This window comes from Sapientia aquatica, assembly GCF_004358105.1.
Classification (GTDB): Bacteria; Pseudomonadota; Gammaproteobacteria; order Burkholderiales; family Burkholderiaceae_D; genus Solimicrobium; species Solimicrobium aquaticum.
In genome coordinates, this window is sequence record NZ_SMYL01000010.1 from 22797 (window position 1) to 40393 (window position 17597).

General features: G+C 49.8%; 15 protein-coding genes. 10 read left to right on the top strand and 5 right to left on the bottom strand.

The window, feature by feature from the left end; genetic code table 11:
• Nucleotides 1–7: 7 nt before the first annotated feature.
• The 5 genes from E2I14_RS15580 to E2I14_RS15600 form a co-directional block, all read right to left on the bottom strand.
• The gene (locus E2I14_RS15580) at nt 8–946 is read right to left on the bottom strand and encodes an MlaD family protein (RefSeq protein WP_133330219.1); all 939 of its coding nucleotides are present in this window, start codon (nt 944–946) and stop codon (nt 8–10) included.
• Nucleotides 947–973: 27 nt separating this feature from the next.
• Nucleotides 974–1762: an ABC transporter ATP-binding protein gene (locus tag E2I14_RS15585; RefSeq protein WP_133330221.1), complete on the bottom strand. Its 789-nt coding sequence runs from the start codon at nt 1760–1762 to the stop codon at nt 974–976.
• Nucleotides 1762–2895, bottom strand: a complete 1134-nt coding sequence (locus E2I14_RS15590; RefSeq protein WP_165967866.1) for an MlaE family ABC transporter permease — start codon at nt 2893–2895, stop codon at nt 1762–1764. The genes E2I14_RS15585 and E2I14_RS15590 overlap by 1 nt, the downstream gene beginning before the upstream one ends.
• 12 nt (nt 2896–2907) lie before the next feature.
• Nucleotides 2908–3711 (bottom strand): class II glutamine amidotransferase, encoded by an 804-nt coding sequence (locus E2I14_RS15595; protein ID WP_133330223.1) that lies wholly within the window; start codon nt 3709–3711, stop codon nt 2908–2910.
• A 161-nt stretch (nt 3712–3872) separates the two neighbouring features.
• Nucleotides 3873–4415, bottom strand: coding sequence for a GNAT family N-acetyltransferase (locus E2I14_RS15600; protein ID WP_133330225.1), 543 nt, complete (start codon nt 4413–4415; stop codon nt 3873–3875).
• A 559-nt stretch (nt 4416–4974) separates the two neighbouring features.
• Here E2I14_RS15600 and E2I14_RS15605 point away from each other — a divergent pair.
• The 10 genes from E2I14_RS15605 to E2I14_RS15650 all read left to right on the top strand — a co-directional run bounded on the left by E2I14_RS15605 (nt 4975) and on the right by E2I14_RS15650 (nt 17500).
• Nucleotides 4975–6066, top strand: a complete 1092-nt coding sequence (locus tag E2I14_RS15605; protein ID WP_227544763.1) for a polyamine ABC transporter substrate-binding protein — start codon at nt 4975–4977, stop codon at nt 6064–6066.
• 127 nt (nt 6067–6193) lie between these two features.
• Complete coding sequence (locus tag E2I14_RS15610) at nt 6194–7342, top strand: ABC transporter ATP-binding protein (RefSeq protein ID WP_133330229.1); 1149 nt, start codon at nt 6194–6196, stop codon at nt 7340–7342.
• A gap of 13 nt (nt 7343–7355) precedes the next feature.
• Nucleotides 7356–8255 (top strand): ABC transporter permease subunit, encoded by a 900-nt coding sequence (locus tag E2I14_RS15615; RefSeq protein ID WP_227544764.1) that lies wholly within the window; start codon nt 7356–7358, stop codon nt 8253–8255.
• Nucleotides 8255–9085, top strand: a complete 831-nt coding sequence (locus E2I14_RS15620) for an ABC transporter permease (protein WP_133330231.1) — start codon at nt 8255–8257, stop codon at nt 9083–9085. The genes E2I14_RS15615 and E2I14_RS15620 overlap by 1 nt, the downstream gene beginning before the upstream one ends.
• Nucleotides 9086–9251: 166 nt before the next feature.
• Nucleotides 9252–10739, top strand: a complete 1488-nt coding sequence (locus E2I14_RS15625; protein ID WP_133330233.1) for an aldehyde dehydrogenase — start codon at nt 9252–9254, stop codon at nt 10737–10739.
• Nucleotides 10740–10769: 30 nt separating this feature from the next.
• A complete protein-coding gene (locus E2I14_RS15630; protein ID WP_133330235.1) occupies nt 10770–12071 on the top strand; it encodes an NAD(P)/FAD-dependent oxidoreductase in 1302 nt (433 codons plus the stop codon).
• A gap of 207 nt (nt 12072–12278) precedes the next feature.
• Nucleotides 12279–13037 carry a gamma-glutamyl-gamma-aminobutyrate hydrolase family protein gene (locus E2I14_RS15635; RefSeq protein WP_133330237.1) on the top strand — a complete coding sequence of 253 codons (759 nt, stop codon included), beginning with the start codon at nt 12279–12281 and terminating at the stop codon, nt 13035–13037.
• Nucleotides 13038–13098: 61 nt separating this feature from the next.
• Nucleotides 13099–14058, top strand: coding sequence for an agmatinase (gene speB, locus E2I14_RS15640; protein ID WP_133330239.1), 960 nt, complete (start codon nt 13099–13101; stop codon nt 14056–14058).
• A 239-nt stretch (nt 14059–14297) separates the two neighbouring features.
• Nucleotides 14298–15659, top strand: coding sequence for a glutamine synthetase family protein (locus E2I14_RS15645; protein ID WP_206105658.1), 1362 nt, complete (start codon nt 14298–14300; stop codon nt 15657–15659).
• A gap of 62 nt (nt 15660–15721) precedes the next feature.
• A complete protein-coding gene (locus E2I14_RS15650; protein ID WP_133330241.1) occupies nt 15722–17500 on the top strand; it encodes an amidohydrolase in 1779 nt (592 codons plus the stop codon).
• Nucleotides 17501–17597 lie beyond the last annotated feature (97 nt).

Here is a 17597-nt window from a genome sequence, read left to right on the forward strand (position 1 = left end):
CGGCGCTTTATTTTTTAGGTTCTACAAAACCCGCTTCCCCCGGACCGGGAGCAGGTGACGGTTTGCCAAAAACAAGACTTTGTGGGTGCTCTTTTAATTGATCCAGCGTTTTGTTCAAGGTACGCATGGAGTTGCTGGTGTCGTTCGATAAGGATGTGATTTTTGGCAGCGTCTCTAACTGCACGCTATCGGTTAAATCGCTAAACGACGTTAACGTGCGATTAAGCGGCCCTTGCGGGTCTTGTAGTTGATTGCTCAATCCGGTGAGCTGAGTGCTTAATTTATTCGCGCTGGCCATTAAGTCTTGCGCGCTTGCCATGGTTTGATTTGCTTGACGCGCCATATCAGGCAGAAGTTGAATCGTTGGCTGCAAATTTTCTGCGACATTGGCCCAACGTTGAGTTGCCGCCGAGGTGTTGGCAAACGCGCCGAGGATTACTTTTTGATTTTCTGGCGACAAGAAGGTGCCGAGTTCAGCTGTGACTTTTTCTGCATTAGCTAAAATCACGCTGCTATTGCGCTCTAATTTTTCCAGCAAACTCGGATGCAAAGGAATGCGCGGCACCGGATGATCGGCGTAATTAAATTTAATCGGATTACTACCGTCGTCATCCAATTGGATAAACGCGATTCCCGTCACGCCCTGGTAGCCGAGCGTGGCGAAAGTGGATTGGGTCATGGGCGTATCGGGATCAACGCTGATGTTGATATTAATTTGTCCGGCTGTTTTGGAATCAAATTCGATGCTGTCCACCCGCCCAACCGCCAAGCCGCGATAGCGCACCATTGCCTGAGGATTTAATCCTGAGATGGCGGAATTGGTCACGATTTGATAATCGTCGCGCTGAGTTTTGTCGCGGTTAAACCAAATGCCGGCAAAAATCGTCGCACATATCATCGTGATGGTGAAAAATCCGGCCCATAAGGCATGTGATCTATTTTCCATAATTCTCTGCTTGGTTTCGTGTTAACTTCAACTCGGTGTCGGTTGCGCGATGACCGCGGACAAGGCCCGCAAGCCACGCGCACCCAAGAAAAATTCTTGTATAAAGGGATGTTGATGCTCAATCACTTCGGCGGTTGTTCCCAATGCGATGACCTGCTTATCGGCCAAAACCGCGATACGGGAAGACAGCGCGAATAAGGTATCCAAATCATGCGTCACCATCACAACGGTTAATCCCAACTCGCGATGTAACGATTTGATCAAGCGCACAAAGGTCTCGGACGAATCGGGATCAAGCCCCGCGGTTGGTTCATCCAAAAATAAAATGTCTGGCTCCAACGCCAATGCCCTAGCCAATGCCACACGTTTGACCATGCCGCCGGATAACGACGAGGGCATTTTTTGCGCGTGTTCTGGTGCGATGCCGGCCATGTCTAACTTTAGGTACACCGCATCTTTAATCAATTGCTCGGACAGTACACCCAATTCACGCATCGGTTGCGCGACGTTATCAAACACCGACAAAGCCGAATACAGCGCGCCGTGTTGAAACAACATCCCTGAGCGACTGCGGAAATAAGCCACTTGCTCGGAGTTGGCATGATTAATATCAACACCAAAAATCGTGATGTTGCCTTGCTTGGGCTTTTCGAGTCGCAACATTTGGCGCAGCAATACGGTTTTACCGGTACCCGATCCGCCCACAATCGACAATACTTCACCGCGATAAATATCTAAATTAAGGTGATTATGAATCACCGTGCGGCCAAATTGGGTACGCAGATGTTCGACCCGGATAATGACTTCATTGGGCATTAAAAATACCCCACTTTGCTAAATACAATCGCAAACACCGCATCCAAAATAATCACCACCGTAATTGCGCTAACCACGGAAGTGGTCGTGCCTTGGCCCAAACTTTCGGTATTGGGTTTGATGCGTAAGCCGAAATGGCAAGCCACCAGCGCAATCGCTGCACCAAAAACCACCCCTTTGCCCAAACCAATAAAGTAGTTCGATAAGGCGACCACATCGGGCAGTTTTTGTAGGAAAAAATGCGGCGACATACCTAGAATAAAATTTGCGGAAATCATTCCACCAATGAGCGCCATCGCATCAGTCCAAATCACGATTAGCGGCATCGCAATCGCCAACGCAATCACCTTGGGAAAAATCAAACGCAGACCATGCGGGATGCCCATCACCAGCATGGCATCCAATTCTTCGGTCACGCGCATCACGCCCAACTGCGCAGTGATCGCCGAACCAGACCGACCGGCAACCAAAATCGCGGCCAACATCGGACCAAGCTCGCGGATGATACTCATGCCTAAAATATTGACCAGATAAATGTCGCCGCCAAAGGTGCGTAGTTGCTGCGCCGACAAATAGGACAGCACCACGCCGATGAGAATGCCGACCAAGGCTGTGATGCCGAGCGCCCGAAAACCCATGTTAAAAATATTCGCGGAGATTTCTTTCCACGGCATTTTGCGCGGCTGGCGGATCACCGTCCCTAGATCAATCACTAATTGACCGAGCAGGGCGGTGGCAGCAAATAGATGCGACAAAAAGTCCAACATCACCGTACCCAATTGCATCACGCGCGTTAAGCGCGATTTGGGCGGTTTGGGGATATTGAGTTGGTTGGCCTGTTCGAGCCGATTAAAAAACGCTTCTTGGCGCGGCAAGAGGATGAGATTTGGCGGTCGCTGTTTGCCCCAGCAATTCCAAAGCAGTTGCGCGCCAATGTGGTCCAGCGCGATGACTTGGGACAAATCCCATTGGGAAGGAGGTTGCGCCTTAAATTGGTCTAACTCTGTTGTTAAACCCTTCATCACCGCTTCGTGGGCTAAGGCATGCACTTGCCAGCAACCGGTAACAGCGACTCTTCGCGGATTCGCGCCGGTTTCGCTTGCCAGCAGTTGAGGGAGGTCAGATTTAATCATGCGTTGGCGGGATTAACTCACACTCAATGCGGTTTGATCCAGATTTGAGCGCGGCATCACCGCTCCATCTACAAAGACTTTAAATTCATCTTTAGCAAATGCCGCCCAGGTTTCGTTAGTCGTTAGCGGTTGGGTCGCAATCACCGCCACGCGATCTTTGGGCGTGGTGACTTCGGCAAAATTAATGCTCATATCTTGATCGGATAATTGCGCCGTATTAAAAGGGAATTGCCGAATAATGTAATGCAATTTGGTTGAACAATGCACGAATAATGCATGACCGTTGGAGAGCATGATATTAAATGTGCCGAACTGGGCGATCTGATGACACAGTTGTTCTAGGAACGGGGCGAGCTGCGCCAAAGTGGGCGCTTTTGCACCAAAATGATGCCGGCATTCTTGCAAGATGTAGCAAAACGCCCGTTCGCTGTCGGTGTTACCAATCGGCAGATACGCCCCGGTCAATTCGGGTAAAAAGTTCGGTACGTCGCCATTGTGAGCAAAAACCCAATTAATTCCCCAGCATTCGCGCACGAATGGGTGGCAGTTTTCTAGAGCGATGCTGCCTTGGGTTGCTTTGCGGATGTGGGCAATGACGTTTTTCGATTTGATCGGATGCGCTTTGATGAGTTCGGCCAGCGGCGAGCGAATTGCGGCTTGATAGTCAACCAAGTGCCGCACGCCTGCGCCTTCAAAGAACGCGATGCCCCAGCCATCTTGGTGTTCGTCTGTTAGCCCGCCACGCAAGGCGAAACCAGTAAAACTGAACACAATGTCAGTCGGGGTATTGCAATTCATTCCGAGAAGTTGGCACATGTTTAATAGTGGTTGCTAAGATTTGTTACTGAGTGCGGACAGTACCATTGTTGTGGTTGCCGAACAAAAGGTCAAAGATTGTTATTTTGCGGGTTTAATATAGAAAATGAAACAAAGAAATTCATTCTAGTTTGATCGCAAAAATTAGGACGTCGTGTTAGTTAGCTTTTAGCAGCGCGCGCTTTTGTTAATTGAAACTGCTCAAAGGTGAGTTGATAGGCCAACGTATCCATGTCATACCATCGTTCAATACCGCGGTATTGCATCCCCAAGCGCTCCATGACTTTGGCCGAGGCTGGGTTTTCGGTGTGGCAAACGGCGTACAGCAGCGGCGCATTTAGCGTGGAGAAGGCAAACTCCAGCATCGCGCGGGCGGCTTCGGTGGCAAAGCCTTGATGCCATTTGTCGGGCCGCAAACGCCAACCAACTTCCAACGGGTTTTCGCGCGCTTGCGCTAAGTGTTGAATACAACCAGCACCGATTACTTCGTTGCTACTGAGTTCGATAAACGCCCACCAAGAGAAACCAAAATCGTTCCAGCGTTGCTTTATTTTTGCCAATGTTTGCTCGGTTTCTTCCAAGCTAAGCGGCTTACCAGTGATATAGCGCATCACAGCCGGGTCACTATTGAGCCGAAATAATCCCTCCAGATGCCTGTCCTGATACGGCTCTAAACGCAGGCGCTCGGTCGTTAAAATAGTCATGAATTTATCGCAAGAAAAGGGGCAGCGACGCGGACAAGTTTCTTTCGGAATTCGACAACTAAACATTCTTAATTAGTCATTCATGGGAGTTTGTGCCCCGCTTAGAATCGACTCAGAATCATTTCAGTATAGAAACTTACGTTGTATTCAACGGAAAGTCCACGGGCGGCGCCCATCAAATTAAAACAGATTATAGCCAGCCACGATGGATGATTTTAGGTTATTTGCGCAAGCGACGAGCTTTATCGGCTCCCACCTAAATAATGACGCAAAATTGAAATAGCGCACAGGTGTTAAATAAATTGAACTAGTCTATCGAAATCGACCCTCAAAATGGCCGATTCGCGACTAGATTGGGTTTGGCACTATGCAGGAACAGCCTTACAATAACAGCGCCGTGAAAGCCAGCTAGGCACACGAATTGCTTAAGGTAAGATCATTGTTCATTTTAATTTTGAGTCGATTGGAGACAAGTGTGAAAGTACAAAAATTATCACGATGCCTGAGTGCGCGCATCAAGACGAAATTTCCTCAAAAAATTTCTAAAATGCTAGCCGCAATGCTGGGTCTTTCCGTCGTTAGTTTGGCCTTATCCGGTTCCGCCGCTGCCCAAGCGCCAGAAGAAAAAGTCCTCAACGTCTATAACTGGTCGGACTATATTTCTGAAGACACGATCAAAAATTTTGAAAAAGAAACCGGCATCAAAGTCCGTTACGATGTGTTTGACACGAACGAAATTCTGCACGCCAAATTAGTCGCACGCAAAACCGGTTACGACATCGTCGTGCCATCCGACACTTTCGCTGGCTTGCAAATCCAAGGCGGCTTGTTCATGAAGCTCGACAAGAGCAAATTGCCAAACTTGGTCAACATGGATCCGATCGTCCAATCCGCGCTGAGCAAGCTCGATCCAAACAATGATCATTTAGTAAACTGGCTGTGGGGTTACACCACGGTGGGTATCAACACCAAAAAAGTCAAAGCCGCTTTGGGCGACATGCCGATGCCAAAAAATGCGTGGGATTTGATTTTTGATCCGAAGTACGCCTCGAAATTGGCCAGCTGTGGCATTTCATTCATGGATTCCGGTAACGAAGTACTGCCTGCTGCCTTAGTGTATGTCGGCAAAAAAGCCTACACACAAAATCCAGCCGACTTTAAAGAAGCCGGCGCGATGCTGCAAAAAGTGCGTCCTTATATTCGCTTATTTAGCTCATCAAGCTACATCAATGATTTAGCCAACGGTGGTCTGTGCGCGGTCATGGGTTGGTCGGGCGATATTAATATTGCGCGGCATCGTGCTATTGCTGCGAAAAACGGCAACGATATTCAAGCCTTAATCCCAAGCACCACCGCGGTATTGTTCTTTGATTCGATGGCAATTCCAACCGATGCGCCGCACCCAAATAATGCGTTGATCTGGATGAACTACATCATGCGCCCAGAAGTGCACGCTAGTTTGACCAATAAAGTGTTTTACGCCAATCCGAATATCAACAGCCTTAAGTATGTAACCAAAGAGGTTGTGGAGAATAAAACGGTGTTCTTGACCGAAGAAGATAAAAAACGCATGACGCCACCAGAACCAGTTAGTGGCCTGATTCGTAAAGTGGAAGCGCGTACTTTTACCCAATTCAAAACCGGGCTGTAACTTGAAGTAAAACGCTTTTCTGGCGAGCTCCAATCAGCGCCAGAAAAGCTGTTCCTTAGCAGTTAAATTAAAAAATATATTTGGACTAAGCGCAGCACAGTGCGCAAGCAAACTTCACAGGGCATTTATGGCATCAGTAACTTCTGTTGATACTTCAACGTCAGGCGCGGCATCTGCACCAGCATCTGGAACGGGCAAACCGTTTTTGGTGATCAATAATTTGATCAAAGACTTTGGCGATAATCGCGTGGTCAATAATGTTTCGGTCGGCATCAATAAAGGCGAAATTTTCGCCTTGCTTGGTAGCTCGGGCTGCGGCAAATCAACACTCTTGCGCATGTTGGCGGGGTTTGAGACACCAACTTCTGGCGAGATTTTATTAGACGGCAAAAACATCGTGGCCGATGCGCCGTACCACCGCCCCATCAACATGATGTTTCAATCGTATGCTTTGTTTCCGCACTTAACTGTGTGGGATAACATCGCTTTCGGTTTGCGTCGCGAAGGTGTAGCGAAAGAAGAAATCGCTGATCGCGTAGAAAAGATGCTGGCCTTGGTGCAGTTGCAATCGTTCGGCAAGCGCAAGCCGCATCAATTGTCCGGTGGTCAACAGCAGCGCGTGGCATTGGCACGTAGCTTGGCCAAACGTCCGCAGTTGTTATTGCTCGATGAACCATTAGCCGCGTTAGATAAAAAACTGCGCGAGCGCACGCAGTTAGAACTGGTCAACATTATTGAACAAGTCGGCGTGACGTGCGTCATGGTGACCCACGATCAAGAAGAAGCGATGACGATGGCGTCACGCATTGCGGTGATGAGCGAAGGCGTGATCCTGCAAACCGGTAAGCCTAACGATGTGTACGAAACGCCAAACTGCCGCTTCGTCGCTGACTTTATCGGCAGCGTCAATATGTTCAATGGTAGCGTCGAAGTCGATGAACCCGATCACGTCATCATCAAAACACCAGAATGCCGCCACTACGTCGGTCACGGTATTACCGGCACATTAGGTATGTCGGTGTCGGTAGCGATTCGCCCTGAAAAAATTTCGGTCAGCGCTGAGAAGCCAGATCAAGAGCACAACTACGTACATGGCGAAGTGGTTGAGCTGGCCTATTTAGGTAGCTACACCGTGTACCACATCAAGCTAGCCAGCGGCACCGTAATTAAGGCCAACGTCAGCAACTCGGCGCGCCATGGCGCATTCCATCCAAAATGGGGCGATAAGCTGTACGCCTTCTGGAGTGACGATGCGATGGTAGTGTTGACTCGCTAAGGATGACTTGACCGTGAAAAAATTCTCCAAACCAAAATGGTTCTCCGGACGCACCGCCGTCATTGGCGTACCGTATTTCTGGTTAGCCCTGTGCTCGTTGGTGCCATTCTTGATCGTCATGAAGATCAGTTTTGCCGAGATGGAAATCAGCGATCCGTTAGGTACTTTATTTACCTACGTTGATGGTGTGATTGATATTAAAGTTAAGCTGACCAATTACTTATTTTTGGCCCAAGATGATTTGTACATCATCACTTATCTGAATTCGATTAAGTTCGCCGCGATTACCACGGTGCTGTGTTTATTAGTTGGCTATCCGTTTGCTTACTTTATGGCCCGCGCCAGTTCATCGGCCCGCGCAACCTTAATGATGATGGTGATGCTGCCATTTTGGACTTCGTTTTTGCTGCGTATCTATGCGTGGAAAGGCATGTTGTCCAACAACGGTGTGATCAATAATTTCTTGATGTCGATTGGTGCGATTGATGCGCCATTGCATATGATGAACACACCGTTCTCGTTGTTGATCGGGATGGTGTATTCCTATCTGCCGTTTATGATTTTGCCGTTGTTTACCAACTTATCCAAAATGGATGTGCGCTTTATCGAAGCGGCGGCTGATCTTGGTTCGACGCCGTGGAACACCTTCTGGCGCGTGACCGTTCCGCTGTCTAAGTCGGGCATTATTGCCGGTTCGATGTTGGTGTTTATTCCTTGTGTGGGTGAATTTGTGATTCCTGATTTGTTGGGTGGTCCTGGCACGCCGATGATTGGTCACGTGATGTGGGACGAATTCTTTAGTAATAACGATTGGCCTATGGCGTCAGCGGTTACCGTGGTGGTGATTTTGCTGATCTTGGTGCCGATGGTTATTCTCAACAAATATCAATCTGAAGAAGAACAGGGGCGCTAATGAACGCATATCGTTGGTTTGGCCGGACATGGCTCTCGTTGGGATATTTGTTCTTGTATATCCCGATCATTATGTTGATCGTGTATTCGTTTAACAATTCAGCGCAAGACATGATGTGGAAGGGTTTTACCCTGCATTGGTACGAAGCGTTGATGGATGACCACGAAATTATTTCTGGTTTTGTCTTGTCGTTTAAGGTCGCTGCATTGTCAGCTTCATTCTCGGTATTGTTGGGAACGTTCACCGCGTTTGTGTTGAACAACTACCGCAAGTTTAATGGTCGCGCTTTGTTTAAAGGTATGGCCAGCGCACCGTTGGTGATGCCAGAAGTGATTATCGGTTTGTCCTTGTTGTTAATGTTGGTTGGCTGTGAAAACGCCTTTGGATTTCCGCAGCGCGGCTTGCCAACCTTGGTTTTTGGACACACCGTGTTGGGCGTGGCTTATTCCGCTGTGGTGATCGAATCGCGCTTACGTGAAATCAGTAAATCCTTGTCTGAAGCAGCGATGGATTTGGGCTGCAAGCCTTATCAAGTATTTGGTTTGGTTACGTTGCCTAATATTTCGCAAGCATTGGTATCGGCTTGGTTGTTGACTTTCACCTTGTCCTTAGATGACGTGGTGGTGTCGGCCTTCTTGACTGGTCCGGGTTATTCCACCATGCCTATCGTGATTTTCTCGCGCGCTCGCTTGGGATTGGACCCACGGGTTAATACCGTTGCGGCGCTGACTATTTTGGTGGTGACGATTGCGGTGGTGTTGTCGAGCCTGCACATGGCGCGTAAAGAACGATTGCGTCAGAAAGAAATCTCGGCCGCGTTCAAGCACTAAATTCAATACAGTTTTATCGGGGTTGCATCAATCCCAGTTGGTAGTAAGTGAAGTAGTGGGGCAGCCAAATGGTTGCCCTTTCTCTCTGTGCTACCTGAGTACCAATTAACAGCAGCTTCAAATCGTCGTTTTACTGAGCATCTATTTACGCAACAAAGGAACAACTATGAGCAACGGAATCTGGCACGAACGTGCAGCAACAATCAAGATTGATGGCCGCGCCTTTATCAACGGCGAACGCGTACCTGCCAAATCGGGCGCAACGTTTGACAATATCTCACCGGTCAATGGCAAAAAAATTGGCGACACCGCCCGTTGCGATAGCGCCGACGTGGATGCCACAGTCTTAATTGCGCGCGCTGCGTTTGACGACAGACGTTGGGCCGGTAAATCTCCTTCCGAGCGTAAAAAAGTCATGCTCAAATTTGCCGAATTGATCCGCGTTCATGGCGACGAATTAGCCTTGCTCGAAACTCTCGATATGGGCAAACCAATCAAATACAGTTTGTCGGTTGATGTCCCGTCCACCGCCCGTTGCGTGCAATGGTATGCCGAAGCGATTGACAAGGTGTACGACGAAATCGCACCAACCAACGATCAAACATTGGCCTTAATTACACGCGAACCTGTCGGCGTTGTGGCGGCTATTGTGCCGTGGAATTACCCCATGATTATGGCGTCATGGAAGATTGCCCCAGCCTTGGCAATGGGTAACAGCGTGATTTTAAAACCATCCGAAAAATCACCATTAACCGCATTGCGCCTAGCTGAAATCGCCTTAGAAGCGGGCATTCCTGCCGGCGTATTTAACGTCTTGCCCGGCTTCGGTCATGAAGCAGGTAGCGCTTTGGCTTTGCATAACGACGTGGATTGCATCGGCTTTACCGGTTCCACTCGCATCGGCAAAAAGATCATGGAATACGCAGGTCAATCTAACCTAAAACGTGTCTGGACCGAATTAGGTGGCAAGTCGCCTAACATCGTGTGCGCCGATTGCCCGAATTTGGATGAAGCGGTTGAATCCGCCATTGGCTCGATCTATTTCAACCAAGGCGAAAGCTGCAACGCGCCTTCACGTTTATTCATCGAAGAATCGATCAAAGATGAGTTTATCGCTAAAGCCTTGGCGTTAATTCCGTCTTTCGTGCCGGGCGATCCATTGGATCCAAACACCGTCATGGGCGCGATTGTCGATCATATTCAACTCAATTCCGTGATGGGCTTTATTGATTCCGGCAAAGCCGAAGGCGCAACGCTGTTGGCTGGTGGTCATCAATCTCGTACTGAATCGGGTGGCTACTACGTTGAGCCAACGATTTTTGCGGACGTCAACCCATCGATGAAGATTGTGCGCGAAGAGATTTTCGGACCCGTTTTATCGATTATGACCTTCACTCATTTAGACCACGCAATTCGCGAAGCCAATAACACCGCCTACGGTTTGCAAGCCGGTGTGTGGACCTCCGACATTCGCAAAGCGCATCACGCCGCTCGCTCCCTGCGCGCTGGTACGGTGCATGTGAATCAGTACGATAACGACGACATGACCGTGCCATTCGGTGGTTACAAGCAATCCGGAAATGGCCGTGACAAGTCCTTACACGCACTCGACAAATACACCGAGTTAAAAACCACTTGGATTAACCTAGCTTAATTTTTTTAACCTTTTACCCTAACGACGACCATGAAACATAAGCATAAAGAAACCCGCCTCACCAAAGATTCCTTTTACGAAGCCAGCGTCACGCGCAATGCGCCTTTACCCGCTTTGGATGTGGATATCTCGGTGGACGTGTGCGTGGTCGGTGGCGGTTTGGCTGGCTTGTCTTCGGCCTTAGAATTGGCTGAGCGCGGTTATTCGGTCGCGGTCTTGGAAGCGCAATTAGTCGGCTGGGGCGCTTCTGGTCGCAATGGTGGACAAGCCTTGGTCGGCTTTTCGAGTGACGAGGCCATCGAGCAGCAACTGCCTTTAGAAGAAGGCCAGCGTTTGTGGCAGATGACGGTCGAAGCGATGCAATTAATGCGCGACCGCATTGCTAAATACAATATCGATTGTGATTTTACGCCCGGTTATTTAAGCGTAGGCGTGACCGACAAAAAAGCGCGCGAATTAGCGGAATGGGTCAATAGTTTGGAGCAGCGCTATAACTATTCGATGCAACATATCGACAAAAATCAAATCGGTCAGTGGATTCAAAGTGATCGTTATAAAGGCGGTGCTTACGACGCCAATTCAGGTCACGCCCACCCGCTTAAATACACGCTAGGTATTGCCGCTGCCGCCAAAGCTGCTGGCGTACAAATTTTTGAAAATTCACCGGTCGTGAGTATGCAGCGCGGCGCGGCGCCAGTAGTAAAAACGGCCAAAGGCAGTGTGCGTTGTAACTTCGTTGTCTTGGCCGGTAACGTGTATTTGAATGAATACGGTGACGCGGTTGCGCCAGAGTTGGATAAACGCATTATGTCGGTCGGTACTTACATCGTTGCGACTGAGCCGATGGACAAAGCGCGCTGCGACGCTTTAATCAAAAATCGGGCAGCCGTTTGTGACACGAACTTTGTGTTGGATTACTACCGTCCCACAGCGGATAACCGGATGTTGTTTGGTGGTCGCGTTAGTTACAGCACCGCTACACCGATCAATTTAGTCGGAAGCATGCGCGCGCGGATGTTGGATGTATTCCCGCAATTGTCCGACTTAAAAGTGCCGTATGCCTGGGGTGGATTTGTGGATATCTCGATGAACCGCGCCCCGGACTTTGGACGCGTGGAAAATAATATCTATTACCTGCAAGGATTCTCAGGTCATGGTTTAATCCTGACCGGCATCGCAGGTAAGGTGGTAGCGGAGTCGATTGCGGGCCAATCGGAACGGTTTGATGCCTTTGGCAAGATTAAGCATCACAATTTCCCTAGTGGACAGTTCATGCGCACGGCGGCTCAGGTGTTAGGTATGTGGTATTACCAGTTAAAAGAGATGTTGTAATCGGTGAGCTCGGGCCGGCGCTAGCGCGGCGGCTCGTTGGCTCAAGAGCGACAGCAACACCCGTGCATTGCGGCCACTACCGTATGTGTTGATTTTATAAACGGGCTAATCAAGTTCGTTGGGGACGACAAAAAATGACCTGATTCAGGTCATTTGCTTTTGATCGTCGAGTTTGTAAAAAAGTAAGCAGTTATTTATATCGCCATCATGACTAAACCTATCGTACTCATTCCTGCGTGCACCCGACAAATTGGGGCGCATCCTTATCATGTCGCGCAGATGAAATATGTTGACGCGGTGGTGCGCGGGGCGGATTGTGTGCCGCTGGTGTTGCCCGCCTTGGGTGACGAGATTGATTGGGAAACGGTGCTGCAGATTGCCGATGGCGTGATGTTGACCGGTTCGCCGTCCAATGTGCATCCGGATTTTTTTGGCCAGTCGGTGTTAGATCCGTCGTTGCCGCTTGACCCTGCACGCGATGCAACGACCTTGCCGTTGATTCGCATGGCGATTCAAAAAGGGATTCCGTTAATTGCGGTTTGTCGCGGCACACAAGAAGTCAATGTAGCGCTAGGTGGAACCTTGCATCAAGCGGTGCATGAAGTCGAAGGTTTTATGGACCACCGCGAAGATAAAACCGCGCCGATCGAAGTGCAATACGCGCCAGCCCACAGCATCAACATTATTCCCAATGGCCGCATCGCGCACATTTTGGAAGGTGTATCCGAGATGATGGTGAATTCCGTCCACGGCCAAGGCATTGATAAATTGGCCGAGGGTCTGCAGGTGGAGGCGGTGGCGGACGATGGTTTGGTCGAGGCCTACAGCGTTGCAACGGCACCGGGCTTTACCTTGGCAATGCAATGGCATCCCGAATGGCAAATTACCTCCAACCCGCATTCGATGAAATTGTTTGGTGCCTTCGGTGCTGCATGCCGTGACTACCAAGCAAGTCAGAACCGTTAAACAAATCAGGGCACGCCCGACTAAATAGGCGGGCGGCACAACACACTTTTACTGGTGATACATGGATGAAAATATCAAAGGCGATGGCGCCATTCGTCGCAAATCCTTATACGGCTCAACAATAGAAAACACCTACGCTGGTGTCGCCAGTTTTATGCGCCGCAATTACACCCGTGATTTGACCGGCGTCGATGTGGCGGTCTCTGGAATCCCGCTCGATTTAGCCACCACTTTCCGTTCTGGCGCGCGCCAAGGCCCAGCGGCTGTGCGTGCTGCGAGCGTGCAATTGGCCGAACTGTCGCCCTATCCGTGGGGCTTTAATCCATTCGACGAGTTGGCCGTGATTGATTACGGTGATTGCTGGTTCGACGCGCACAATCCGCTCACTATTCCTCAATCGATTATTGAGCACGCACGTACGATTCTGGCAAGCGGCGCGAAGATGCTCACCTTTGGTGGCGATCATTACGTGACCTATCCGCTGCTTAAAGCCCATGTTGAAAAATTTGGTAAGCCCTTATCCCTAATCCACTTCGACGCGCATTGCGACACGTGGGAAGACGATCAGCCCGATTCGCTCAATCACGGCACGATGTTTTATAAAGCGATCAAAGAAGGCTTAATCGATCCCGCAACGTCGGTTCAAGTTGGTATCCGCACGTGGAACGATGATTTTATGGGCATGAATATTGTGGATGCCGCGTGGGTGCACACGCATGGCGCGCAAGCTACCTTGGACAAAATTCTATCGATTGTTGGCAAAAATCCCACCTATTTAACCTTTGACATCGATTGCCTCGACCCCGCCTTCGCACCGGGCACCGGTACGCCGGTGCCGGGCGGACTCAGTTCAGCGCAAGCGTTGCATATTATCCGTGGCATGGGGCCCGTTAATTTGGTTGGCATGGATGTGGTGGAAGTCTCGCCGCCATTCGATCAGAGCGAAATTACCGCGCTAGCAGCCGCCCATATCGCAGCCGATTTATTGTGTGTGTTACGCAATCAAAAGCTGGGTTTGTGATCTCAATGAAAAAATAAGCGAGCAATCGCTTATTTTTTTGCCCTAAATTTGCGCCAGCAACCTTCATACTTTCCACAAAATACAACTGAACATGCCTAAACAGACATTTTCGGGAGTGGACTGCGCCCATAAAATCATTCATCAAAGTAACTTTTAGTGCGCGCACTAATTACAAAGCCAAACAACGTCATCGGGCAAGTCCGCCTAATTGAGCGCTCAATGGCACAAAGGAGATTCGTTTGAGTACCAAATTCAGCACCACCTATCCAGGCAAAGAAGCGCTCACCGCGTTTTTTAATCAACACGGCATTAAGCAAGTGGAATGCTTGTTCGCCGACGTGTCGGGCTACCCGCGCGGTAAATTAATGCCTGCACACAGCTTTGCCGCGGCGGCTGAATTGCGGATTGCCGAAGCGATTAATATGCAAGCGATTACTGGCGAGTATTCATACGATCCCGTGTTCCCCGATGCCGATCCAGATGTGCGTATGGTGCCGGATTACTCAACGATTAAATTGGTGCCATGGTCGTCAGTACCGCGTGCGATGGCGATTCACGACTGCACTCAATTGAATGGCGATACCTGCGAATTCAATCCACGCGTTATTTTGAAACAAGTCGTCGAGCGTTATAAGGCCAAAGGCTTAACGCCGGTGGTTGCACCAGAAATCGAATTTTATTTAACCGCGGCCAACGTGGATCCCAACCAAGCCTTGGTCTCGCCCGTATCACGCGGTGGTCGCCCAGAAGTGGGTCAATCGGCCTACAGCTTAAACATGCTCAACGAACTCGCGCCATTCTGGGATGAATTCCGCGACGCCTTGGATATCTTGGGTGTGGTGTCTGACACGTGGATTCACGAATCAGGTGAATCGCAATACGAAATCAATTTGATGCACGGCGACCCAGTCGACGTGGCCGATCAAGCGTTCTTGTTCAAATATGCCGCCAAAGAAATCGCGATCAAACACGGGATTAATGCCGTGTTCATGGCCAAGCCAATTAGCGGTCAAGCGGGTAGCTCGATGCACATCCATCAAAGTGTGGTCGATGCGGCGGGCAAAAATATTTTCAGCAACGCAGACGGAACTGAGAGCGCTTTATTCCGCCACTACATCGGCGGCTTGCAAGCGTATATCCCAGACATGATGATGATTTATGCGCCATTCATTAACTCCTATCGCCGCTTTGTCGAAAATAGCCAAGCGCCCGTCAATCTGCAATGGGGTGTCGACAATCGCACAGCTGGCTTGCGTATTCCAATCAGCAGCCCAGCAGCGCGTCGGGTGGAAAATCGTATCGCTGGTGCGGATGCCAATCCGTATTTAGCGATCGCTGCCACGTTGGCCGCGGGCTTGGCGGGGCTGGAGGAAGGTTTAACACCGAGCGAACCTATCGTCGGCAACGGCTACGAGCACGGCCACGACTTAGCGCGCGGTTACCAAGCATCGCTGGCACAAATGACCAACAGCGCGTCGGCACGGCGCTTGCTTGGTGCTAACTTCGTACAAGGTTTTGTTTCCGTTAAAGAGTTGGAATACCAAAACTTCTTGAACGAAATTTCGGCCTGGGAAAGACGATATTTGGCGCCACAAGCCTAACATCACACCCACCGGTTTCACGTATTTTCAAAGAATCGAATAACGATCAAAGGGAAGATAAAATGCGGACACCCATGCAAGCAGCAGTGCTTTTTGCTCTGAGCAGTATGACGTTGGTGGGCGGCTTGATTGCGCCCCCAGCGCGTGCAGTTGAAACAGCCAGCCTAGTTTTTATGGATGGCAATGTGTTGACCATGGACGACAAGCGCACGGTCGCGCACGCCGTGGCCATCAGCGGGAATTCGATTGTTGCGGTGGGTAGCAATCAGGACGTGCAGCCGTATATTGGCACCGGCACCAAAGTAGTGCATTTGTATGGCAAAACGCTCATGCCGGGCTTTATCGATGCTCATATTCATCCCATTCAAGGTGCAGAAAACTTAGGCAAATGCTCGGCTGACGACGTCGCCCAGCCCATCACTGCGATTGCCACCAAAGTAATCAAAGAATGCCTATCCAAGGAAAAAAATCCATCACCGTCCGCGTGGATTGAAGTCATCAACGTCAATCCAAGTAACTTCGTCGCCTCTACTGCCGACCTCGATAAGATTAGCGCCAAACGTCCTGTCGTTTTGTTCGGCACCGATGGGCACACCGCTTGGATTAATAGCGTCGCGTTGAAATTGAGCAAAATTAATGATGCCACTCCGAATCCAAGCGGCGGACAAATTGAGCGGGATGCGCAAGGTCACGCAACCGGCTTCTTAAAAGACGATGCGCAAGAGTTCGTCACAGCAGTCATGCCAAAACTGCCATTAGCGCAACGCATCGCTTTGTCGATTAAAGCACTCGATTTAATTCGCTCTAAAGGCATTACGTCGGTGCAAGATGCATGGACTGGCGCGCCAGAAATGGAAGTTTATGAGGCGCTAGAAAAATCCAACCAATTACGCATGCGGGTTCGCGCCACATTGCGTTCCAGCATTATCGACGACGAAGCAGAATACCAACGTTTAGCCGCCATTCGCGCACACTTTGAAGGACATCCGCTCATCCGTGCGGATGCAGTGAAAATTTTCTCTGATGGCGTCATTGAATACCCAACCCAAACCGCCGCCATGATCGCGCCGTATTTAGACGGCAAAGGCAACCCAACAACCAATTATGGTGGACGTTATTTTAAAACCGAGACCTTAAATAACTACGTCACGCGATTAGACAAAGACGGTTTCACCGTGCATGTGCATTCGATCGGTGACTACACAACCCACGCCGCGCTCGACGCATTCCAACTCGCCAAAGACAACAACGGCGCAAACGATAATCGGCATCAAATCACCCATTTACAGGTGATCGATCCGAGCGACTACCCGCGTTTCGCTGCGTTGAATGTGTACGCCGACATGCAGTTGTATTGGGCCAATCCAGAAGAATATTCGATCGAAGCGGTACAACCCTATATCGCACCAGAATTATTCAATCACATGTATCCAGCCGGTAGCCTTAAAAAAGCGGGCGCAACCATTGCAGGCGCGAGCGACTGGCCAGTCGATGCAGCTCCCGGCAATCCCATGCCGAACACACCGCTGTCAGCGATTCAAGCGGCAGTAACGCGCCAAAATACCAATCACGATTCTAAATATTTTGGTCAAGTATTAAATCCCGACGAGCGCGTCGATCTTGATACGATGCTCGCCGCCTACACGATCAACGCGGCCAAAGCGCTCAAGCAAGAAAAAACGACTGGCTCCATTGAGGTAGGCAAACGAGCCGATTTAGTCGTGCTAGGACGCAATCCGCTGACGACAGCACCAGACAAATTAGCTGAAATTCCCGTTCAAACCACGGTATTTGACGGCGCGATTTTGTATCAATTTAATGCGGGTGCTGTGGCACATTAATGCTGCAATAAGGTAGAAAGATGAAAGGCACTCGGTGTAGATCGAGTGCTTTTTTTTCGCTAAAATCCATTAAAGAAAGTAGTGAGCGATAGCTCGC

Bases quoted from the DNA above. Each gene is read 5' to 3' on its own strand.
- E2I14_RS15625 (WP_133330233.1), top strand. From the start codon at position 9,252: ATGAGCAACGGAATCTGGCACGAACGTGCAGCAACAATCAAGATTGAT.
- E2I14_RS15605 (WP_227544763.1), top strand. From the start codon at position 4,975: ATGCTGGGTCTTTCCGTCGTTAGTTTGGCCTTATCCGGTTCCGCCGCT.
- E2I14_RS15595 (WP_133330223.1), bottom strand. From the start codon at position 3,711: ATGTGCCAACTTCTCGGAATGAATTGCAATACCCCGACTGACATTGTG.
- E2I14_RS15610 (WP_133330229.1), top strand. From the start codon at position 6,194: ATGGCATCAGTAACTTCTGTTGATACTTCAACGTCAGGCGCGGCATCT.
- E2I14_RS15650 (WP_133330241.1), top strand. From the start codon at position 15,722: ATGCGGACACCCATGCAAGCAGCAGTGCTTTTTGCTCTGAGCAGTATG.
- speB (WP_133330239.1), top strand. From the start codon at position 13,099: ATGGATGAAAATATCAAAGGCGATGGCGCCATTCGTCGCAAATCCTTA.
- E2I14_RS15580 (WP_133330219.1), bottom strand. From the start codon at position 946: ATGGAAAATAGATCACATGCCTTATGGGCCGGATTTTTCACCATCACG.
- E2I14_RS15635 (WP_133330237.1), top strand. From the start codon at position 12,279: ATGACTAAACCTATCGTACTCATTCCTGCGTGCACCCGACAAATTGGG.
- E2I14_RS15620 (WP_133330231.1), top strand. From the start codon at position 8,255: ATGAACGCATATCGTTGGTTTGGCCGGACATGGCTCTCGTTGGGATAT.
- E2I14_RS15630 (WP_133330235.1), top strand. From the start codon at position 10,770: ATGAAACATAAGCATAAAGAAACCCGCCTCACCAAAGATTCCTTTTAC.
- E2I14_RS15590 (WP_165967866.1), bottom strand. From the start codon at position 2,895: ATGATTAAATCTGACCTCCCTCAACTGCTGGCAAGCGAAACCGGCGCG.
- E2I14_RS15600 (WP_133330225.1), bottom strand. From the start codon at position 4,415: ATGACTATTTTAACGACCGAGCGCCTGCGTTTAGAGCCGTATCAGGAC.
- E2I14_RS15585 (WP_133330221.1), bottom strand. From the start codon at position 1,762: ATGCCCAATGAAGTCATTATCCGGGTCGAACATCTGCGTACCCAATTT.